The following is a 20,901-nucleotide window of genomic DNA, read 5'->3' on the forward strand; positions in this document are numbered from 1 at the left end:
AGCACTTTCGTAATAGAATCATTTTAAGTTCAAAATTATTCGCATCAGAAAAGAAAAAGGAAGTTAAGCAACAGCAAGTTGCCTAACCTCCTTAATTGAGCTTACCAGTCCTATTTGACAGAGAGCCACTTTTCAAAAGAATGTTATTACCTTACTTCTTAGATTTTATCTTACCAGTCCACTTTTTATAGCCACCTTTAAGCATATACAAATCTTTATAGCCTTTCTTTTTCAAAAGCCTAGCTGCTCTGTAGCTTACAATGCCATTAGCATCAACTAAATAAATAGGTTGGTCTTTACGTAATCCTTGGTAACGTTGTCTAAACATAGTCATAGGAATGTTGCGCGCACCATTAATATGACCATAATCATAGTCAGCTTTTTCACGTAAATCAATAACCTGCGCTTTACGCAAACCTTGTTGAAACTCCTCTTGATTTAATTCATTGACTGATTTTTTATTTAAAAAGTATTGAATAACCATCCATAAAATAATGGCTATTAAAATAATTAAAGCAATTATCAATGAGTTTGTCATCTTGCATCCTCCCTAAAATACCGATATTATTATTATAAAGCTGATATCATAAATTATCAAAATTTTTTCGCTGTTAAAAAATAGACTTTAGTTTTAAACTATGTGTTTATGTAATTTTGGAGGATTAGTATAATGAAGGAAACATGGCATTTTATTAATACTGGTCAAAAGGACCCTTTTTTTAATATGGCTTTGGATGAAGCTTTACTAAATTTTGTATCTCGTGGTGAAATTGATCCTGTGGTACGTTTTTATACTTGGGATCCACCTACATTATCAATTGGTTATTTTCAACGTCTGGAAAAAGAAATTGATATCAATAAAGTGAAAGAAAAAGGTTATGGTTTAGTAAGAAGACAGACTGGTGGTAGAGGAGTATTGCATGATAAAGAATTAACTTACAGTGTAATAGTTCCTGAATCTCATCCTGAAATGCCTAAAACAGTAACTGAAGCTTATCGTGTTATTTCTAATGGTTTACTAGAAGGATTCAAGCATCTCGGATTTGAAGCATATTTTGCTGTACCGCGGTCAAAAGAAGAAAGAGATAAGTTAAGACAGCCAAGAAGTGCTGTTTGTTTTGACGCACCAAGTTGGTATGAGCTTGTCGTCGAAGGTAAAAAAATTGCCGGTAGTGCTCAAACACGACAAAAAGGAGTCATATTACAGCATGGCTCTATTTTGCAATCTGTAGATATTGACGACTTATTCGATATGTTTATTTACAAAAATGATAGACTCAAACAAAAAATGAAAGAAGCATTCGTTGAAAAGGCCGTTGCTATTAACGATTTATCTGATAAAAAAGTTTCGTTAGAAGAAATGGAAATTGCATTTAAAAAAGGGTTTGAAAAAGGATTAAATATAGCATTTAAGCCACTAGAACTTACAGATGAACAGTTAGAAGAAGTACACCAATTAGAACAAAAATATCGTTCTAACGAATTTTTATATAGAAAATAAAGAAATGTAACTTAAAAACGGTAACACTACAAAAATGATTTAGAGTGTACCGTTTTTTCTTATTTGTCATAATATTTAAATGTAAACGTCTTTATTTGCGACGTCTCATTTTATTTTTCCATAAAGCTTTTTTATAACTGCGTTGCGTAGGTGTAAGAAAGAAGTAAAAATAAATGAGATAAATGATACCAATAATTATAGCTAATGTAATGATAGTGCGCATTATACTCCATAATAAGACGTCCAAATTGAGAACCAAGCCAATTAGTGCAATAGCAATTATAATCCCAAATAAAATTTTTTGTGTAAGTGACATATATAACTCCTTTATTAACTATTTAATTTCATCGCTTTTATGCTCTGTTTTAACCTTTAAATTGAGTAAGATACCACGTCCTTTAGTGATCTCACTTTCTTTTCTATTTTCATATCCTTTTTTTATTAATTTAAATGCTTTCTTAATATCATTTTGTATTTGCTGGATTTCTTTATTTTGATTTTTTATATCACTATCCTTTTTTAAAATGTCTTCATCAATGCTATCTTTATATGACTCAATTGCTGTTAAGTGGTCTTCATTGAGTACCTCTAATTTATCAATAATCTCTCTCTTATTCTTGTTTTTTTGAACCTCTCTGTCTATACTTTGATACTCATTAATGATACTTGTAAGTTCATTATAATAATCTGATGAGGCATTTAAATAGTTAGAGACACTTTGATTTTCTTTAGCTTTACTTATATTTTTTTTATCAAGATTTAGTGAGGAGAGCTGTTGCTGTTTCTGATTAATTTCATTCTTTAATTCTTGATTTTCAAGTTTAATTTCATGATTTTTCTCACTCAAATCTGTACTTTTTTCCTCTAAAGGTAAGAGATTTTGACTACCGCAAGCAGATAATATAACTGTAGAAATAGCACACATTGTAATTATCTTTTTCATAAAAAACTCCTGTATTTAAATTGTTTTTATTATACTTATCCTCATTTTAAGGTATCATATTAATAAGTACAAATATATGGAGGGTATTTTATGAATGCAAGAATCGATAAAGTTCGAAAAATACTTACAGATAAACATCTTGATGGAATTGTAGTATTAACAGATTTTAACAGACGTTATTTATCAGGCTTTACAGGCACAAGTGGTGCCTTGTTGATTACGCAACAACATTTAAAACTCGTTACAGACTTTAGATATGTCTCACAAGCACAAGAACAAGCTCCTGATTTTCAAATTGTTAAACAACAACAAAATGTTTATGACGAACTTATTCGTCTTATTCAAGATGAATCTCTTAATAATATTGGATTTGAAGGACATCTTGTATCCTATGACTCATTTTTAAAATTAAACAATGGTCGACATGATTTAATTTCAATTGGTAGTGAAATTGAAAAAATTCGTCGCGTTAAAGATGAAAATGAAATCGCAATTATTCAAAAAGCTGCTGATATTGTTGATAAGGCCTATGAATACATTTTAACAGTCGTTAAACCAGGTATGATAGAAAAAGAAGTTAAAGCTTATCTTGAAAGCAAAATGCTTCATTTAGGAGCAGATGATACATCATTTGATACAATTGTGGCTTCTGGTTATCGTGGTGCTTTACCACACGGTGTAGCCTCAGATAAAGTCATCGAATCTGGAGATATGATTACTTTGGATTTTGGTGCATATTATAAAGGATATACATCAGACATAACACGTACTTTTGCTGTAGGTCAACCTGATTCGAAGATGATTGAAATATACAATATAGTACTTAAAGCTGAAGAAGAGGCATTGAAACAGATTAAGCCAGGTATGACAGGTAAGGAAATTGATAAAATAGCTCGTGATATTATTGCTAATGAGGGTTATGGTGACTACTTTGGTCACTCACTAGGACACGGAATTGGTCTAGACGTACATGAAGAACCTGCACTTTCACCTAAATCAGATGACCAGCTTGAAATTAATCATTGTGTAACATTAGAACCGGGTATATATATCGAAGGATTAGGCGGGGTTCGCATAGAAGATGATGTATTAATTACAGAAAATGGCGGTCAACGCTTTACTAATTCTACAAAAGACCTTATTATTTTAAAAGAAGAGTGATACTTAAGGAGGAAACTTAATGATATCTGTAAATGAATTTAAAACAGGTTTAACAATCTCAGTTGATAACGGAATCTGGAAAGTATTAGAATTCCAACATGTTAAACCAGGAAAAGGCTCTGCATTTGTAAGATCTAAATTACGTAATTTAAGAACTGGTGCAATTCAAGAAAAAACATTCAGAGCTGGTGAAAAAGTTGAAACAGCTATGATCGAAAACCGTCGTATGCAATATTTATATGCTGATGGTGATAATCACATTTTCATGGATAACGAATCATTTGATCAAATCGAACTTGAGACTTCATATATTGAATATGAACTCAAATTCTTAAAAGCAAATATGGATGTTCAAGTTCAAATGTATGAAGGTGAAATCATTGGCGTTGAACTTCCTAAAACAGTTGAATTAGAAGTTACTGAAACTGAGCCTGGTATTAAAGGTGATACTGCAACAGGTGCAACTAAATCTGCAACAGTAGAAACAGGTTATACTTTAAATGTTCCTTTATTTGTAAACGAAGGTGACATTTTAGTCATTAATACATCTGATGGAAGTTATGTATCTCGAGCATAATTTATAAAGTCACAAATTTGTTGAGACGATATTGGAGGTTTTAATTAATTTCCTATACGTCTCAGCTTTTTTTAATTTATGAAACTATTATATACTCTAGTCTTTGCTTGAATTGACTCATTTCGTAAAGTAAAATGGAGAAATAGAATAAACCAACGATAAGGGAGAACCCAATATGAATTTTAAAGAAATTAAAGAGTTAATCGACATACTAGATAACTCTAACTTGACCGAAATTAATATTGAAAATAAAGGAACAGTTATCAATCTGAAGAAAGAAAAAGAAATTATAACTGCACAACCCCCTGTAACTCAAACTACACAAGTACCAACTCAAAATAGTACCGAATCTAATAATGGTATGAAGAACGCTACAGAATCCAATCAAAATGATTCACATTTACAAACTATTTCAGCTCCGATGGTAGGAACATTTTACAAATCACCATCTCCTGAAGAAAGTGCTTACGTAGAAGTGGGGGATCAAGTTTCTCCTGATACAACAGTGTGTATTTTAGAAGCAATGAAATTATTTAATGAGATTCAAGCAGAAGTAACTGGTGAGATAGTTGAGATTTTAGTTGAAGATGGACAAATGGTTGAGTATGGCCAAGCCTTATTTAAGGTGAAATAATATGAAGAAAATTTTAATTGCAAATCGCGGTGAGATTGCTGTAAGAATTATACGAGCTTGTCATGAATTAGGGCTTCAAACAGTTGCAATATACTCTGAAGGAGATAAAGAGGCATTACATACTCAATTAGCCGATGAAGCATACTGTGTGGGACCTAAACAATCTAAAGATTCTTATTTAAATATACCAAATATTCTCTCAATCGCTACATCCACTGGTTGTGATGGTATACATCCTGGATATGGCTTTTTAGCTGAGAATGGTGAATTTGCTGAATTGTGTGAGGCTGTACAACTTAAATTTATTGGGCCAAGTTACAAATCGATTAAAAAAATGGGTATTAAAGATATAGCAAAAGAGGAAATGATTCGTGCTAATGTTCCAGTTGTACCAGGTAGTGACGGTTTAGTTGAAACAATAAATGATGCGATAAAGAGCGCAAATAAAATTGGTTATCCCGTAATAATTAAAGCCACTGCTGGTGGTGGTGGTAAGGGAATTAGAATAGCTAGAAATGAAGAAGAGTTAATTAATGGGTATAAAATGACTCAACAAGAAGCTGAAACCGCATTTGGAAATGGTGGTCTTTACCTTGAAAAATACATTGAAAACTTTAGACATATTGAAGTTCAGATTATGGGGGATGAATACGGTAATGTAATTCATTTAGGTGAACGAGATTGTACGATTCAAAGACGCATGCAAAAACTTGTCGAAGAATCACCCTCACCAATCATGTCAGCATCGCTAAGACAAGAAATGGGTGAGGCAGCTGTTAGAGCAGCAAAAGCTGTTGATTATTATAATGCTGGTACCATCGAATTCATATATGATTTAAATGATAATCAATATTATTTCATGGAGATGAACACACGAATTCAAGTTGAACATCCGGTAACTGAGATGGTAACAGGAGTAGATTTAGTGAAATTACAACTTAAGATTGCTATGGGTGAAACATTACCTTACACTCAAGATGACATCAAAGTGAATGGTCATGCAATAGAATTTCGAATTAATGCAGAAAACCCATACAAAAATTTTATGCCTTCACCAGGAAAGATAACTCAGTACTTAACACCAGGTGGTTTTGGTGTACGAATCGATTCAGCTTGTTACACTAATTACACGATACCTCCGTATTATGATTCAATGGTTGCTAAATTAATCGTACATCAACCTTCGCGAGCGGAAGCCATAAGTGTTGGGTTAAGAGCATTAAGGGAGTTCGTGGTATTAGGTATTGATACAACTATTCCATTTCATATAAACTTACTGAATCATTCTGTATTTAGAGAAGGCTTCTTTAGTACTAAATTTTTAGAGTTGCATGATATTATGAATGAAAGTGAATAAATGATGGAGGGGAACCAACATGGTTAAATCAATTGAAAATTATAATCCAAATTTAGGAAATGTTGAAATAGTACCAGAAGTTATTTCAATCATAGCCAGTATTGCAACATCTGAGGTTAAAGGTGTTCATGGTATGTTCTCAGATATAAAAAATACGACATTAGAACGCTTAGGTCGCAAAAATTTAAGTAAAGGTATTAAAGTAGAGACCGAAAATAATGAACTAGTGATTAACGTATATTGTTCATTAAAATATGGCTATAAAATTTCTGATACAGCAAAAAAAATTCAAGAATCAATTTTTAATGCAATTAAAACAATGACTGCGTTAACACCAAAGCAAATTAATGTGCATATTTCACATGTCGAAATGGGTTCGTCTAAAGATGAGTAATCAAAGAACGGAGAGTTTTTATGAGTAGAAAAATAGCAAGAAGTCAAGCATTTCAAACTTTATTTCAACTTGAAATGAAAAATTCAGATCTAACAATTGAAGAAGCCATCGAATTTATCAAAGATGATTATCCTAACCTCGATTTTGATTTTATTCATTGGCTTGTTACTGGTGTTAAAGATCATGAGCCATTACTTGATGAGCAAATTTCACAACACCTAGATGGTTGGACAATTAATAGATTATTGAAAAGCGATCGTATTATTTTACGAATTGCTGTTTTCGAAATATTAAATAGCGACACACCATCAAAAGTCATAATTAATGAAGCTGTTGAACTTACAAAACAATTTAGTGATGAAGATCATTATCGCTTCGTAAATGGTGTGCTAAGTCATATTAAAAAAGATGAGTGATATCAATGGAGAAATACCTTACTGTTTCAGCATTAACTAAATATATAAAATATAAATTTGATCAAGATCCACATCTTCAAACAGTACTAATCAAAGGAGAAATTTCTAACTTCAAGAGACATAATAGTGGACATCTTTATTTTGCAATTAAAGATGAACAATCAGTCATAAACGCAATGATGTTTAAGTCTCAAGCAAACCAACTTACATTTTCTCCAAAAGAAGGTGATCAGGTGTTTGTTGAAGCAAGAGTTTCAGTTTATGAACGCCGTGGAAATTATCAAATTTATGTCAATAAAATGCAACTCGATGGTGTAGGTAATCTATACCAAAAGTTCGAACAGCTTAAAGTCAAACTCACAAAAGAGGGCTATTTTGATAATCAATATAAAAAAGCTATTCCCAAATTCCCTCAAAAAATTGCTATTCTTACAGCGAGTACTGGTGCGGCAATTCGCGATATTCAAAATACATTAACAAGTCGATATCCATTAGTAGAACAGATTCAAATTAGTACGCTAGTACAGGGTACTGAAGCTAAAAATGATATCATTGAAAAACTAGAATATGCAGACTCATTGAAAACAGATATTATCATATTGGGTCGTGGTGGAGGTTCTATAGAAGATCTCTGGAACTTTAATGAGGAAGAAGTCGTAAAAGCTATTTTTTCATGTACAACACCAGTAATATCAGCTGTTGGGCACGAAACGGATACCACTCTAAGTGATTTTGTAGCTGATAAACGTGCTGCTACACCAACACAAGCTGCCATGATAGCTACACCTGACCAATATGAATTATTAGAAACATTATCTCAAATACAAGTAATTTTAAATCGCTATATCAAGCAAACATTGAAAAATCATAAACAAACATTAAAACATTTACAAAATTACTATAAATTAAAACAACCAACCTTACTTTATGAACAGCATATTCAAAAAAGAGACGATTTAGATCGAGTATTACACCAATCTATGAGGAGAATTACCTATGAAAAGCAACAGAAATTACTCCTACTTAAGCAAAAATTACGCTATAAGAATTTTTTTATTACAATTCAAAATGAACAAAGTAAATTGAATCAAATCCGTCAATCTATGCATCAATCGTTTCATAATCAACTCAAACATAAGAAGCAACAATTCATTCAAAACCTTACATCCTTAAATAATTTGAGCCCAACAAACACAATGTTAAGAGGCTATTCAATAGTACATAAAGATAAACAAGTAATTACGAGTGCGAAAGATTTAAGCGAAAATGATTCAATCGAAGTCACGATGAAAGATGGATCGATTGATGCACTGATCAAGAAAGTTAGGTGGCAAGAAAATGACTGAAAATAAAACATTTGGAGAAATGATGCAAGAACTTGAACATATTGTAAAGCAATTGGATGATGATCAGATTTCACTTGAGTCATCTTTAGAACTCTATCAAAAAGGGATGGCATTGTCTAAATCATGTGAAGCAACACTTAAAGATGCTGAAGAAAAAGTTGCAAAACTTATCGAGAATGAGGAAGATTTAAGTGATGAATCAGAGTCTTAATCATATTTTAGAGCAGTTCAATAAAAAAATACAATATGCAATCAATAATTCAAGTTTAAATACTCAACTCGAAGAAAGTATGCGTTATTCACTCGAAGCAGGTGGAAAACGAATTAGACCTTTACTACTTCTATCAACTGTTAATATGCTTTCACCAAATGATATTGAAAAAGGGTTCGAAACCGCTTTAGCACTTGAGATGATTCATACCTATTCTTTGATTCACGATGATTTGCCTGCAATGGATGACGATGATTTAAGAAGAGGTAAACCAACAAATCATATAGTTTATGGTGAATGGCTAGCTATATTATCTGGTGATGCTCTACTGACCAAAGCTTTTGAACTTATCGCTAACGACCAAGCGAACCATGCTGAAATTAGAATTAAACTTGTTCAATTATTATCAAAGGCGAGTGGTCATTTAGGTATGGTAGGTGGGCAAACATTAGATATGCAAAGTGAGAATAAATCTATTGATTTAACAACCTTGGAACGTATACATGCTCATAAGACAGGTGCCTTAATCCGTTTTGCAGTTGAGGCTGCTACAATTATTGCACAAGCACCTTCTCAAATAGCACAAAAATTAATAGCTTTTTCTGAGCATTTAGGTGTCATTTTTCAGATTAAAGATGATCTTTTAGATGTCTATGGTAACGCATCTGATTTAGGAAAACCTGTGGGTAGTGATATTACTAATCATAAAGGAACTTACGTTTCATTATTAGGACAAGAAAGTGCTGAAAAAGAATTAACTAACCATGTTCAAAAGGCAAATGATTTGTTAGATGAATTATCTCATTCTTATGATACAAATGATTTAAAAACATTACTCAAACTGTTTTATCAAAGAAATAACTAAATCAATCTATACCAAGACGGTTGTTGAAGTGTTATAATCAAAAGGACACATTAGTTAAGGGTGATATAAATGGATATAAGAAATATACAAAATCCTTCATTCTTAAAAGAACTTTCTGTAAAAGAACTTCAATCATTAAGTGAAGATATAAGAAAGTTTTTAATTGAAACGTGTGCTATAACAGGGGGACATATTGGGGCAAACCTAGGTGTTGTTGAGCTTACTATAGCATTACATAAACACTATAATAGTCCTAAAGATAAGATTATTTGGGATGTAGGACATCAAAGTTACATTCACAAAATCTTAACTGGCCGAAGTACACAATTCAATTCTTTAAGACAATATAAAGGATTATGTGGTTTTCCAAAACTAAAAGAATCAGAGCATGATGTATGGGAAGCTGGACATAGCTCTACATCATTATCTGCAGCTATGGGGATGGCTAAAGCTCGTGATATCTTAAAAGAAGACTACGATGTTATTCCAGTTATTGGCGATGGTGCATTAACTGGTGGCATGGCTCTTGAAGCTTTAAATAATATAGGACATGATCGTACGAATATGACAATTATTCTTAACGATAATGAAATGAGTATTGCACCTAATGTTGGTGCAATGCATAACATGCTAGGTCGAATTAGAATGAATCAAGGTTATAACCGTATGAAAGTGGATGTTGAACACGTATTAAGCAAACTACCTGGAGGAAGTCGATTACGGGAATCAGCAGACAGAATTAAAGATAGCTTAAAGTATCTAGTTGTAGATGGGGCATTTTTTGAAGAATTAGGCATTCGTTATATTGGGCCGGTCGATGGTCACAATTTTGATGAATTAGAAGATGCCTTGACGGCTGCAGATTCTATAAAAAAACCTGTACTCATCCATGTCGTAACTAAAAAAGGAAAAGGTTATCATCCTGCAGAAAATGATAAAATTGGTACTTGGCACGGTTTAGGACCTTATAAGTTAGAAACAGGCGAACAAATTAAAGGTAAGGCAAATGGACCATCGTGGAGTCAATTAATGAGTGATGAAGTGTTAGCATATGCTCGTAATGATAAACGTGTAGTTGCAATCACACCTGCTATGCCTGTGGGTTCAAAATTAACTAAGTTTCAATCTGAATTGCCTGAACAATTTTTCGACGTAGGCATAGCAGAGCAACATGCCGTAACAATGGCTGCCGGATTAGCAATACAAGGAATGAAACCTTATGTTGCAATATATTCTACATTTTTACAACGCGCGTACGATCAAGTATTACATGATGTTGACCGCCAAAATCTTAATGTCATTTTCGGTATTGATCGTTCAGGTTTAGTTGGTGCTGATGGTGAAACACATCAAGGTATATACGATGTTGGATTTCTAACACAATTTCCTAATATGACAGTTGCAATGCCTAAAGACGAAAATGAAGCTAAAGATTTGGTTTATACAGCGATGCATTATGAGCAAGGTCCTTTTGCTATCCGTTATCCTAGAGGTAATGGATTAGGGGTAGCAATAAAAGATAATCGTCAAAATATTCCTGTCGGAAGTTGGGAATACATTGAAAAAGGGACAGATATCATACTAATTAGTTATGGCCCAACAATTGAAACAGTTAAAGAAACAGCTACACTCTTAAAAGAACAGGGTATTAGTGCTTCTGTTATTAACGCTCGATATATTAAGCCGATGGATTTCGATATGCTCAATGATATTGGTCAATCTAACTTACCTGTTTTAACTGTTGAAGAAAGTATGTTAAATGGTGGATTAGGCAGTCAAATCTCTAACTTCTTAACTGATCAAGGTTATCAAAACCGTATAAAACGATTAGGTATTGACAATATTTATATCGAACATGGTGATGTTAATCAAATTTTAGAAGATCTCGGATTGTCATCTGCATCTATAGCAGAAACTGCTAAATCATTATTGTAATTACTTCTAAAAATTATTCTGTATTAGTAATTTTGGCCACCTAAATTCTTATAGGATTTTAGGTGGTTTTATTATGCATTTTATATCAAGTATACAGCACTTCAATGTTAGTAAAATTATACACAAATACAAGTAAACTCAGTTGTGCTATTCATACGTATTTATGATAAGATGATTGTATAAATATTCGTTATGAGGTGTGTTTTTATGCCTAAGAAATCAGTTAGACATATAAAAATAAGAGAGATTATTTCTAATGAACAAATTGAAACACAAGACGACCTTGTGCGACGATTAAATGATTTTGATATGAATGTAACACAAGCAACTGTATCTCGAGACATCAAAGAGCTTCAACTTATTAAAGTTCCTGCACCTACTGGCCAATATGTATACAGTTTACCGAATGATAGACGTTATCATCCTCTAGAAAAACTCGGAAGATACTTAATGGATTCATTTGTCAAAATTGATGATACAGATAATTTATTAGTGTTAAAAACGCTTCCTGGTAATGCTCAATCTATAGGCGCAATTTTAGATCAAATTGATTGGGAAGAGGTGTTAGGAACAATTTGCGGCGATGATACTTGTCTTATTATTTGTAAAGATAAAACAGCAGCAAACGATATAAAAAATAGAATATTCAATATGCTATAAGGATGCGATAACTATATGTTACAAAGTTTATCAATTAAACAATTCGCAATAATAGAAGAACTAGATATTCAGTTTTCCGATGGTCTTACAGTACTTAGTGGTGAAACAGGTGCCGGTAAGTCTATTATTATTGATTCAATCGGTCAACTTATTGGTATACGTGCATCTTCTGACTTTGTTCGTCATGGTGCTAAGAAAGCTATCATAGAAGGAATATTTGATATTGATAACGCTAAAGAAGCTATTGAAGTATTAAAGGCTTTAAATATAGATATAAACGAAGACTTTTTGATTGTTAAACGAGAAATATTTAGTTCTGGTAAAAGTATCTGTCGTATTAATAATCAGACTGCTACACTTCATGATTTAAGACGAGTTATGCAAGAATTATTAGATATTCATGGTCAACACGAAACTCAGTCTTTACTTAAACAAAAATATCACATTGAACTCTTAGATCGTTATGCCGATGGACAATATCAAGAACATTTAGATCAATACCATAATATTTATGAAAAGCATCAAAAAAAGATAAATGAGTTGAATGAATTAGAATCAGCAGACCAAGCATTACTACAGCGTCTAGATTTATTAAAATTTCAATCTGATGAACTTAAAGAAGCACAATTGAAAGAGGATGAAGTAGAACAGCTTGAAGTGGATATAAAGAGAATTCAAAACTCAGAAAATCTGAGTAACGCATTAAACGCTGCATACGTTACCTTAACTGATGATCACGCGATTACTGATCGATTACACGAACTTAGTTCTCAATTACAAACCATTGATACAATAGTTCCGAAAAAGTTCAAGCAACTTCAAGAGGAGGTTGATCAATTTTATTACTTACTTGAAGATGCTAAACATCAATTCTATGAAGAAATTAATTTAACTGAATTTGATGAAAACTATCTTAATGAACTGGAATCCCGTATGAATCTTTTAACGAATTTAAAACGAAAGTACGGAAAAAATATTTCTGAATTAATTGATTATCAATCAAAAATAGAAGAAGAAATTAACAAAATAGAAAACTACGAAGAAAGCACCTCAAACTTAAAGGAAGAAATCGAGGCGCTTGAAAAATTACTATTAGAAGAAGGCCATAAACTCTCTAAAGAAAGACGTAAAGTCGCTCAAAAATTAAGAGATCATATAGTAAATGAAATACAATATTTACAGATGAAAGATGCTAATTTGGAAATATCTTTTAAACCTTACGATACTCCACAAAAAGATGGTATTGAACGAGTAGAATTTTTAATTAGTCCTAATAAAGGTGAACCTCTTAAAAGTTTAAATAAAATTGCAAGTGGCGGAGAACTTTCTAGGATTATGTTAGCTTTAAAAAGTATTTTTGTACGTTCAAGAGGACAAACAGCCATATTATTTGATGAAGTGGATTCAGGTGTTTCAGGTCAAGCTGCTCAAAAAATGGCTGAAAAGATGAAACAAATTGCAAATGTCATTCAAGTCATTTGTATATCTCATTTGCCTCAAGTTGCATCTATGAGTAATCATCATTTATATATTTCTAAGCAACAACTTAACGATAGAACTGTGACAAGTGTTAAAGAACTGTATGGTGATGAGAGAGTTGAAGAAGTAGCACGTATGATTTCAGGCGCTAAGGTAACTGAACTTACCAAGCAAAGTGCTAAAGAAATGATAGAACAGAATCAACGATAAAAATCTTAAAATTAATTATATTTTGTACAGAGTTTTCTTACCTAAGCTCTATATATTGAATTGGTGTAAAACCTTTAGTAAAATAATGACAAATATGACACTGGAGGAATTATGATGGATTTAAATTTTGATTTATATATGAATGATGTTGTTAATCAAGCCCGTAAAGAAATTGAAGGTGCAGGATATGAACAATTAACAACTGAAAATGAAGTAGATGAAGTATTTAAACAAGACGGAACTACACTAGTAATGATTAATTCAGTGTGTGGTTGTGCAGGCGGTATTGCGAGACCAGCTGCAAGTCATGCTTTACATTATGATGTTTTACCAGATCGACTTGTAACTGTATTTGCTGGACAAGATAAAGAAGCAACTCAACGTGCACGTGATTATTTTGAAGGTTATGCGCCTTCTAGTCCATCATTTGCTTTAATGAAAGATGGTAAAATCACTCAAATGATAGAGCGTCATCAAATCGAAGGTCATGATACAATGGATGTCATTACTCAATTACAGAATTTATTTGATAAATATTGTGAACAGAAATAGAGGATACTGAGATGTTTCGTTTAAATCCATATCGAATAGGATTTAGAACTATTAAAACAGCAGTAGGTATGGCACTAGGTGTAATTGTAGCAAAATTCTTTGGGCTAGATAATTATGCATCTAGTGCTATTTTAGTTGTATTATGTATTAAAGACACTAAAATGAACTCGTTGCATGCTATTATCTCTCGGTTTATTTCCTGCCTAATTGCCATTGGCTTTGGTTCGCTTGTATTTTCTTTACTAGGTCAACATGCTTGGGTATTAGGTGTTATTGTACTTTTCTTTATACCTTTAACAGTCATGATTAACATGCAAGAGGGTGTTGTTACTAGTATCGTTATACTATTACACCTATTTAACGCTCAAACAATCAATGTTCATTTGATGATAAATGAATTATTACTTCTAATTGTAGGGTTATCAATTGCATTTTTAATGAATACAATTATGCCAAGTTTCGATAAAGAACTCGAAAAATATAAGAATGAAATTGAGAAACAATTCACCAACATTTTTTATACATTTAGTGGGGCTTGCGCAGCACATAATAGTAATCCAGAGATTTCATTTCAACCGTTAATGAAGCTGATTCAACAAGCGAAATCAGTTGCTTTTAGAGACGTAAAAAATCATTATGTACGAAATGAAAATAGTTACTATCATTATTTCGATATGCGTCAGGACCAACTCGAAATACTAAAGCGTATTAAATATCATATTGAACATATACAAGCCGATGATATCTTAAGTTCACAAGTTGCATATCTTTTTAAAGATATGGCCGAAAACGTTAATGAAAATAACTATACAGCATTAAGACTGCATAAACTCTATCAAATTAGACTTGAACTTGATAAACAACCGCTTCCTAAAACACACGAAGCATTATATACACGCTCAAGCATGATTCAAATTTTATATGATACTGAGGAATATCTTTCTATTAAGTCGAAATTTGGTTCACTTAAAATGCATCACGAAATCTAATGATACGCTAAGTGTGCTCATAATATCTCAATAAAAAATCACTTCTTAATATTAAAAAATAGTATTAAGAAGTGATTAATATTATATCTATTTTTAACAAATTTGTTGAATATGAGTGTTACGTATTCATTAACGGGGCTACACCAGTTAAAAGTAGTGAAATAATTATAGCTAATAACATTATAATGAGTAAAACCTTTCTTAAACCTTTATTTTGCAATTTCATGTCCTCCATATTTCCAGTTTAAATGTTAAATTTAATTGAATTATAACATTAACTGTATGACCCACTCAAACGTACCTTACTCATTTCCAATATAATCACATTATTTTGCATCAACTGATCATTTAGATAAAATAAAAATAACATATTGAAAGGGTGACTGCATGATTAATGAAAAACGATTAATTCAAACATTCCTAGATCTTGTACAAATTGATTCCGAAACAGGGTATGAAGAAGAAATACAGCCCTTTCTAAAGGATAAATTTAAACGATTAGGTCTTAATGTCAGAGAAGACTCCGCAAGAAATGAATTAGGTTATGGTGCTAATAACTTAATTTGCACTTTACCAAGTACACAAGATAATCGAAATAAAATATATTTTACGAGTCATATGGATACTGTTATACCTGGTAAAAATGTAAAACCCATTATTAAAGAAGATGGTTTTATATACTCTGACGGTACAACTGTCTTAGGTGCAGATGATAAAGCAGGACTGGCTTCTTTGATTGAGGTTTTAGAAGTAATCAATGAAAACGATATACCTCATGGTCAAATCCAGTTTATCATCACTGTTGGGGAAGAATCTGGATTAAGAGGGGCAAAATTATTACGTAAAAGTGACATTGATGCTGATTACGGGTATGCAGTTGATTCATCAGTGCCCGTAGGTGATATTACAATCGGAGCACCGTATCAAATGAAAATTAACGCTCAAATAAATGGGAAAAAAGCACATGCGAGTACACCTGAAGAGGGGATAAGTGCAATTAAAATTGCATCTAGTGCAATTCATAATATGAAGTTAGGTCAAATTGATGATGAAACAACAGCTAATATTGGCCGTTTTGAAGGTGGAGGACCAACCAATGTCGTCACTGATCTTGTCAAAATCTGGGCAGAAGCTCGTTCTCACTCTAAGGAAAAGATAGATTTACAAACTGAACATATGAGAAATGTATTTATTAAAACAGCAGAGTCTTTTGGTTGTAGTGCTGAAGTAGAAACAACTCTTTCTTATCCAGGCTTTTTAATCAACTCCAATGAACTTGTTGTTCAAAAAGCCGTGCAGGCTGCTCAAAAGATTGGGTTAACACCTCAGTTAGGTATTGCTGGGGGAGGATCTGATGGCAATATTATCAATCAACTCGGTATCCCTACAGTTATTTTAGGTGTAGGATATGAAAATATTCACACAACTGAAGAAAGAATCTCACAAACATCATTAATTCGATTAGCAGAATTTATACTTTCAATTATTGAGACTGCTTAATTGATAAGTATGATAATTATATAAACTTACTTAAAGTAAAACGTATCTTTATAACTTTGAATGGCTAATGTGATACAATATAGCCGTAATTTATAATAAGAGAGGTAAGCAAAATGACACAACAAATCGGTGTAGTAGGTTTAGCAGTTATGGGTAAAAACCTAGCATGGAATATTGAATCACGTGGATATAGTGTTTCTGTTTATAATCGTTCATCTGAAAAAACAGACATTATGATGAAAGAATCTGAAGGTAAGAATATCGTTCCAACTTATTCTATAGAAGAGTTCGTGAATTCTTTAGAAAAACCTCGTAAAATTTTATTAATGGTAAAAGCTGGTGAAGCGACAGATAAAACAATTGATGCGTTACTTCCGCTTTTAGATAATGATGATATTTTAATTGATGGAGGTAATACGAACTATCTTGATACAATCCGTCGTAATAAAGCTTTAGCTGAAAGTGGCATTAACTTTATTGGAACAGGAGTATCTGGCGGGGAAACTGGTGCATTAACTGGCCCTTCAATGATGCCTGGTGGCCAAAAAGAAGCTTATGAAAAAGTTGCAGATATTTTTGAATCAATTGCTGCTAAAGCAAAAGATGGAAAACCATGTGTAACATACATTGGTCCTAATGGCGCAGGTCATTATGTTAAGATGGTTCATAATGGTATTGAGTATGCAGATATGCAATTAATTGCTGAAAGCTATCATATGATGAAAAATCTCCTTAACATGTCACATGAAGAAATTTCTAAAACATTTAAAGAATGGAATGCCGGTGAGCTTGAAAGTTATCTTATCGAAATCACTGGAGATATTTTCACTAAATTAGATGAAGATGGTGAACCATTAGTTGAGAAAATTATGGATAAGGCTGGCCAAAAAGGGACTGGAAAGTGGACATCTATTAACGCATTAGAACTTGGTACACCTCTAACTATTATTACAGAATCAGTATTTGCACGTTTTATTTCTTCACTTAAAGAACAACGTGTTCATGCTTCTAACAACTTAAATGGTCCTAAATCTGAATTTAATGGAGATAAAGCAGAATTTTTAGAGAAAATTCGCCGTGCGTTATATATGAGTAAAATTTGCTCGTATGCTCAAGGCTTTGATCAAATGAAATCAGCAAGTGACGTAAATGATTGGAATTTACAATTAGGAGAGCTTGCTATGATTTGGCGTGCTGGTTGTATTATCCGTGCTCAATTCTTACAAAAAATTAAAGATGCTTACGATAAAGATTCAAATTTACAAAATCTTTTATTAGATGATTACTTTAAATCAATCGTAACAGAATATCAAACAGCATTACGTGATGTTGTTGCTGCAGGTGTTCAAAATGGTATTGCAATTCCTGGATTTGCGTCTAGTATTAACTACTACGACAGTTATAGAACAGCTGACTTACCAGCGAACTTGATTCAAGCTCAACGTGATTACTTTGGTGCACATACGTATGAGCGTAAAGATATAGCGGGTACTTTCCATACTCAATGGACAGAATAAGATTATACTGAAGTTCATATTATTAAATATAAGTTTAATCATAGTAAACGAAGAAAGCTCAAGATATGATGATAAATCATATACTTGAGCTTCTTTATATACAATTAGGATGATGATTCAACCCTAATTTTACTTTAGTAATTATCAATAGTTACCGGAATACATAATTGTATTTTCGTAAAAGGATCTTCAAATGATATATCGAGAGGATACATTTCGATATATATACTATCTCTTTCGAATGGGAGACTTAATTGGAGTGTTGTCTCGATGTAATGCCACGCTTCATTTGTTGCATAATCAATTTCACCTTGCAAATTAAACACAGCATACTGTTGTTGATCGAGATAACGATTTTCTAGATGGGAAGGATATCGTTCGCTAGGCACACCTACAAAAATGTCTAATCCATTTTCTAATGGACTACTTACAACAAAAATAGCATGTGGTCCTATATTATTATAACGTATCATATCCTCAAGTAATCCATTTTCTTTTAAATCTTCCAAAAAGTCAGGAATAGTAAAATGATTATCTAGGTCATTAGCAGGAATAAATCGAGATACGCCTATAAGAGGCAAATCGCCAATATTCTCCAATCTATACGGATACGGTTCAGCACGTGTCGTTGTTAATTTTAAATATAATCTATCTTGGTATTTAAGCTTATCTTTTTTTACCTTAGCTTGTAATGGAGAAACTTGATGATATTCGCTAAAATCATGAGCAAATGAATTTGCGTTATCATAATGATATTTTTTAGCTAAATCAATTAATCGACTATTGCCATGTATCAAATCAAAAGCAGCTAGTGTCATTCGTCTTCCATGCCAATATTCTCTAGGAGTTAATGCTAAGATCATAGTAAACGATTGTTCAAGATGATACGGAGCAATACCAATGTAATCACATAATTTTTGAAAATCAAAACGCTCTAACAAATGATCTTCAATATATACGATTGATTGTTGTACTTTTTTGATAACATCCAAACTTGTATCACTCCCAATATTCCTATAGTCTTACTCCATTTCAGTAAGTTCCTAATTATATATTATAAAACAAAAAGCGCTAAGTTACACTTAAATTCATAGGTAACTTAGCAAAAAATAAACTTTTATGATAAATAATTAAAAAACCTTAGTTTCGTCCCATTTCTATAATATTACTGAATGTCGTCCCACCATTTGAATCCATCACGACTTAATAGGAGATTGCTTTCTAAAGGACCATTTGTTCCAGATTCATAGTTAGGAAACTCGGGTTCAAATTTATCCCATTGTTCTTGAATCGCATCAACAAATTTCCATGTTGCTTTTAATTCTTCCCAATGCGTAAAGTTTGTTGCATCACCTTTTAGACAATCAAATAATAAGTTTTCATACGCATCTACGGTATTCATTTTATCCTGAGCACTCATTGAATAAGAAAGTTGAACAGGTTCTGTTTCGATACCTTGCACATATTTTTTCCCATTTAGATGTATAGAGACACCTTCATTTGGTTGAATATTAATTACAAGTAGATTTGAGTCAAGATGCTTATCTTTTTGATAATATAAATTCATAGGAACTTCTTTAAATTCAACAACAACCTGAATAGATTTACGTTTCATACGTTTACCTGTACGAATATAAAATGGTACGCCAGCCCATCTAAAATTATTAATAGATACTTTACCTGAAACAAAAGTAGGGGTATTTGACGTTGATGAAACTTTATCTTCGTCACGGTACGCTCTTACAGATTGACCATCTATCGTACCTTCATCATATTGTCCTCGTACAAAATTATTTTGTACATCTTCAGGTTGAAGCACTTGTAAAGATTTTAATACTTTTACTTTTTCCGAACGAATATCATTACTTTCTAAACTTATTGGAGGTTCCATAGCTAGTAATGCTACCATTTGAAGCATATGGTTTTGAACCATGTCTTTCAAAGCACCACTCGATTCATAGTAACCACCTCGATCTTCAACACCTAAAATTTCAGATGAAGTAACTTGTATATTTGAAATATATTTATTATTCCATAATGGTTCAAACATTGCATTACTAAAACGTAAGACTTCAATATTTTGAACCATATCTTTACCTAAATAATGATCAATTCTAAATATTTCTTCCTCTTTAAAAGATCGTCTGATTTGTTTATTTAAAGATTCCGCTGATGCAAGGTCGCTACCAAATGGCTTCTCAATTACTAATCGTTTAAAGCCTTTAGTATTTGTAAGTCCAGATGATTTTAAGTAATCTGTTACAGTACCGAAAAATTGAGGTGCCATAGCTAAATAGAATAGTCTATTGCCACCTAAAGAAAATTCTTTGTCAAGTGACTCACTTAAATCAAGCAACTTTTTATAACTTGCTTCATCATTTACATCATGTGGTTGATAGAACACATGTTGCAAGAACTTATCTAAATGTTTTGTATCTTGGACGTGAGCTTGTATTGATTTTTTGACTTGCGCTCTAAAATCATCTTTAGAAAGTTGACGTCTACCAATACCAATAATTGCAATACGTTCATCTAAATGATCTTGTTGGTATAAATGAAATAGTGATGGGAACAATTTTCGGTGACTTAAATCACCTGTAGCACCAAAAATTGTAATTAGCGCTGGAATGTGATTATTTGTCTTATTCAAGATT

General features: G+C 32.3%; 23 protein-coding genes. 17 read left to right on the forward strand and 6 right to left on the reverse strand.

Annotated features, from left to right (window positions below; translation table 11 throughout):
• Positions 1–151 precede the first annotated feature (151 nt).
• Positions 152–538, reverse strand: a complete 387-nt coding sequence (locus HHH54_RS06770; protein ID WP_198618087.1) for a rhodanese-like domain-containing protein — start codon at positions 536–538, stop codon at positions 152–154.
• Between the two features lie 132 nt (positions 539–670).
• Between HHH54_RS06770 and HHH54_RS06775 the strand changes: the two genes are divergently transcribed.
• Positions 671–1,501, forward strand: a complete 831-nt coding sequence (locus HHH54_RS06775) for a lipoate--protein ligase family protein (RefSeq protein WP_198618088.1) — start codon at positions 671–673, stop codon at positions 1,499–1,501.
• 91 nt (positions 1,502–1,592) lie between these two features.
• Here the strand turns inward: HHH54_RS06775 and HHH54_RS06780 are convergent, their stop codons facing one another.
• Together HHH54_RS06780 and HHH54_RS06785 are read right to left on the reverse strand one after the other, a co-directional pair.
• Positions 1,593–1,817, reverse strand: a complete 225-nt coding sequence (locus HHH54_RS06780; RefSeq protein WP_198618089.1) for an SA1362 family protein — start codon at positions 1,815–1,817, stop codon at positions 1,593–1,595.
• A gap of 18 nt (positions 1,818–1,835) precedes the next feature.
• Positions 1,836–2,444 (reverse strand): V-type ATP synthase subunit I domain-containing protein, encoded by a 609-nt coding sequence (locus HHH54_RS06785; protein ID WP_198618090.1) that lies wholly within the window; start codon positions 2,442–2,444, stop codon positions 1,836–1,838.
• Between the two features lie 90 nt (positions 2,445–2,534).
• On the opposite strand from HHH54_RS06785, the gene HHH54_RS06790 reads away from it, so the two are divergent.
• The 14 genes from HHH54_RS06790 to HHH54_RS06855 all read left to right on the forward strand — a co-directional run bounded on the left by HHH54_RS06790 (position 2,535) and on the right by HHH54_RS06855 (position 15,230).
• Positions 2,535–3,605 (forward strand): aminopeptidase P family protein, encoded by a 1,071-nt coding sequence (locus HHH54_RS06790; protein WP_198618091.1) that lies wholly within the window; start codon positions 2,535–2,537, stop codon positions 3,603–3,605.
• Between the two features lie 19 nt (positions 3,606–3,624).
• Entirely contained in the window at positions 3,625–4,182 is a 558-nt protein-coding gene (gene efp, locus HHH54_RS06795) for an elongation factor P (protein WP_198618092.1), read from the forward strand.
• A 175-nt stretch (positions 4,183–4,357) separates the two neighbouring features.
• On the forward strand, positions 4,358–4,816 hold the full coding sequence (gene accB, locus HHH54_RS06800; RefSeq protein WP_198618093.1) for an acetyl-CoA carboxylase biotin carboxyl carrier protein: 459 nt from the start codon (positions 4,358–4,360) through the stop codon (positions 4,814–4,816).
• 1 nt (position 4,817) lies between these two features.
• A complete protein-coding gene (accC, locus tag HHH54_RS06805; protein WP_198618094.1) occupies positions 4,818–6,173 on the forward strand; it encodes an acetyl-CoA carboxylase biotin carboxylase subunit in 1,356 nt (451 codons plus the stop codon).
• 19 nt (positions 6,174–6,192) lie between these two features.
• Positions 6,193–6,567 (forward strand): Asp23/Gls24 family envelope stress response protein, encoded by a 375-nt coding sequence (locus HHH54_RS06810; RefSeq protein WP_198618095.1) that lies wholly within the window; start codon positions 6,193–6,195, stop codon positions 6,565–6,567.
• A 20-nt stretch (positions 6,568–6,587) separates the two neighbouring features.
• Complete coding sequence (nusB, locus tag HHH54_RS06815; protein WP_198618096.1) at positions 6,588–6,983, forward strand: transcription antitermination factor NusB; 396 nt, start codon at positions 6,588–6,590, stop codon at positions 6,981–6,983.
• A 5-nt stretch (positions 6,984–6,988) separates the two neighbouring features.
• Complete coding sequence (gene xseA / locus HHH54_RS06820; protein ID WP_198618097.1) at positions 6,989–8,329, forward strand: exodeoxyribonuclease VII large subunit; 1,341 nt, start codon at positions 6,989–6,991, stop codon at positions 8,327–8,329.
• A complete protein-coding gene (gene xseB / locus HHH54_RS06825; protein WP_198618098.1) occupies positions 8,322–8,540 on the forward strand; it encodes an exodeoxyribonuclease VII small subunit in 219 nt (72 codons plus the stop codon). Before xseA ends, xseB begins: the two co-directional genes overlap by 8 nt.
• Positions 8,524–9,405 (forward strand): polyprenyl synthetase family protein, encoded by an 882-nt coding sequence (locus HHH54_RS06830; protein WP_198618099.1) that lies wholly within the window; start codon positions 8,524–8,526, stop codon positions 9,403–9,405. The genes xseB and HHH54_RS06830 overlap by 17 nt, the downstream gene beginning before the upstream one ends.
• Positions 9,406–9,474: 69 nt before the next feature.
• Positions 9,475–11,340, forward strand: coding sequence for a 1-deoxy-D-xylulose-5-phosphate synthase (dxs, locus tag HHH54_RS06835; RefSeq protein ID WP_198618100.1), 1,866 nt, complete (start codon positions 9,475–9,477; stop codon positions 11,338–11,340).
• 207 nt (positions 11,341–11,547) lie between these two features.
• Positions 11,548–12,000 carry a transcriptional regulator AhrC/ArgR gene (gene ahrC / locus HHH54_RS06840; protein WP_198618101.1) on the forward strand — a complete coding sequence of 151 codons (453 nt, stop codon included), beginning with the start codon at positions 11,548–11,550 and terminating at the stop codon, positions 11,998–12,000.
• 15 nt (positions 12,001–12,015) lie between these two features.
• The gene (recN, locus tag HHH54_RS06845; RefSeq protein WP_198618102.1) at positions 12,016–13,689 is read left to right on the forward strand and encodes a DNA repair protein RecN; all 1,674 of its coding nucleotides are present in this window, start codon (positions 12,016–12,018) and stop codon (positions 13,687–13,689) included.
• 114 nt (positions 13,690–13,803) lie between these two features.
• Positions 13,804–14,241 (forward strand): bacilliredoxin BrxB, encoded by a 438-nt coding sequence (gene brxB / locus HHH54_RS06850; RefSeq protein ID WP_198618103.1) that lies wholly within the window; start codon positions 13,804–13,806, stop codon positions 14,239–14,241.
• Between the two features lie 11 nt (positions 14,242–14,252).
• Positions 14,253–15,230, forward strand: coding sequence for an aromatic acid exporter family protein (locus HHH54_RS06855; protein ID WP_198618104.1), 978 nt, complete (start codon positions 14,253–14,255; stop codon positions 15,228–15,230).
• Positions 15,231–15,348: 118 nt separating this feature from the next.
• Here HHH54_RS06855 and prli42 read toward each other — a convergent pair whose 3' ends face one another.
• A complete protein-coding gene (prli42, locus tag HHH54_RS11535) occupies positions 15,349–15,465 on the reverse strand; it encodes a stressosome-associated protein Prli42 (RefSeq protein WP_432813799.1) in 117 nt (38 codons plus the stop codon).
• A gap of 152 nt (positions 15,466–15,617) precedes the next feature.
• Between prli42 and HHH54_RS06865 the strand changes: the two genes are divergently transcribed.
• Complete coding sequence (locus HHH54_RS06865; RefSeq protein WP_198618106.1) at positions 15,618–16,730, forward strand: M20/M25/M40 family metallo-hydrolase; 1,113 nt, start codon at positions 15,618–15,620, stop codon at positions 16,728–16,730.
• 113 nt (positions 16,731–16,843) lie between these two features.
• On the forward strand, positions 16,844–18,247 hold the full coding sequence (gene gnd / locus HHH54_RS06870) for an NADP-dependent phosphogluconate dehydrogenase (RefSeq protein ID WP_198618107.1): 1,404 nt from the start codon (positions 16,844–16,846) through the stop codon (positions 18,245–18,247).
• Between the two features lie 134 nt (positions 18,248–18,381).
• Here gnd and HHH54_RS06875 read toward each other — a convergent pair whose 3' ends face one another.
• A complete protein-coding gene (locus HHH54_RS06875; RefSeq protein ID WP_198618108.1) occupies positions 18,382–19,239 on the reverse strand; it encodes an effector binding domain-containing protein in 858 nt (285 codons plus the stop codon).
• 173 nt (positions 19,240–19,412) lie between these two features.
• Positions 19,413–20,897, reverse strand: a complete 1,485-nt coding sequence (gene zwf, locus HHH54_RS06880; RefSeq protein ID WP_198618109.1) for a glucose-6-phosphate dehydrogenase — start codon at positions 20,895–20,897, stop codon at positions 19,413–19,415.
• Between the last annotated feature and the right edge of the window lie 4 nt (positions 20,898–20,901).

The sequence above is a fragment of the Staphylococcus canis genome (assembly GCF_016238445.1).
GTDB classification, from domain to species: Bacteria; Bacillota; Bacilli; order Staphylococcales; family Staphylococcaceae; genus Staphylococcus; species Staphylococcus canis.

Bases quoted from the DNA above. Each gene is read 5' to 3' on its own strand.
- xseB (WP_198618098.1), top strand. From the start codon at position 8,322: ATGACTGAAAATAAAACATTTGGAGAAATGATGCAAGAACTTGAACAT.
- xseA (WP_198618097.1), top strand. From the start codon at position 6,989: ATGGAGAAATACCTTACTGTTTCAGCATTAACTAAATATATAAAATAT.
- efp (WP_198618092.1), top strand. From the start codon at position 3,625: ATGATATCTGTAAATGAATTTAAAACAGGTTTAACAATCTCAGTTGAT.
- HHH54_RS06780 (WP_198618089.1), bottom strand. From the start codon at position 1,817: ATGTCACTTACACAAAAAATTTTATTTGGGATTATAATTGCTATTGCA.
- gnd (WP_198618107.1), top strand. From the start codon at position 16,844: ATGACACAACAAATCGGTGTAGTAGGTTTAGCAGTTATGGGTAAAAAC.
- ahrC (WP_198618101.1), top strand. From the start codon at position 11,548: ATGCCTAAGAAATCAGTTAGACATATAAAAATAAGAGAGATTATTTCT.
- HHH54_RS06855 (WP_198618104.1), top strand. From the start codon at position 14,253: ATGTTTCGTTTAAATCCATATCGAATAGGATTTAGAACTATTAAAACA.
- nusB (WP_198618096.1), top strand. From the start codon at position 6,588: ATGAGTAGAAAAATAGCAAGAAGTCAAGCATTTCAAACTTTATTTCAA.
- dxs (WP_198618100.1), top strand. From the start codon at position 9,475: ATGGATATAAGAAATATACAAAATCCTTCATTCTTAAAAGAACTTTCT.
- HHH54_RS06775 (WP_198618088.1), top strand. From the start codon at position 671: ATGAAGGAAACATGGCATTTTATTAATACTGGTCAAAAGGACCCTTTT.
- HHH54_RS06790 (WP_198618091.1), top strand. From the start codon at position 2,535: ATGAATGCAAGAATCGATAAAGTTCGAAAAATACTTACAGATAAACAT.
- HHH54_RS06785 (WP_198618090.1), bottom strand. From the start codon at position 2,444: ATGAAAAAGATAATTACAATGTGTGCTATTTCTACAGTTATATTATCT.
- brxB (WP_198618103.1), top strand. From the start codon at position 13,804: ATGGATTTAAATTTTGATTTATATATGAATGATGTTGTTAATCAAGCC.
- recN (WP_198618102.1), top strand. From the start codon at position 12,016: ATGTTACAAAGTTTATCAATTAAACAATTCGCAATAATAGAAGAACTA.
- HHH54_RS06770 (WP_198618087.1), bottom strand. From the start codon at position 538: ATGACAAACTCATTGATAATTGCTTTAATTATTTTAATAGCCATTATT.
- accB (WP_198618093.1), top strand. From the start codon at position 4,358: ATGAATTTTAAAGAAATTAAAGAGTTAATCGACATACTAGATAACTCT.
- HHH54_RS06810 (WP_198618095.1), top strand. From the start codon at position 6,193: ATGGTTAAATCAATTGAAAATTATAATCCAAATTTAGGAAATGTTGAA.
- prli42 (WP_432813799.1), bottom strand. From the start codon at position 15,465: ATGGAGGACATGAAATTGCAAAATAAAGGTTTAAGAAAGGTTTTACTC.
- HHH54_RS06865 (WP_198618106.1), top strand. From the start codon at position 15,618: ATGATTAATGAAAAACGATTAATTCAAACATTCCTAGATCTTGTACAA.
- accC (WP_198618094.1), top strand. From the start codon at position 4,818: ATGAAGAAAATTTTAATTGCAAATCGCGGTGAGATTGCTGTAAGAATT.
- HHH54_RS06830 (WP_198618099.1), top strand. From the start codon at position 8,524: ATGAATCAGAGTCTTAATCATATTTTAGAGCAGTTCAATAAAAAAATA.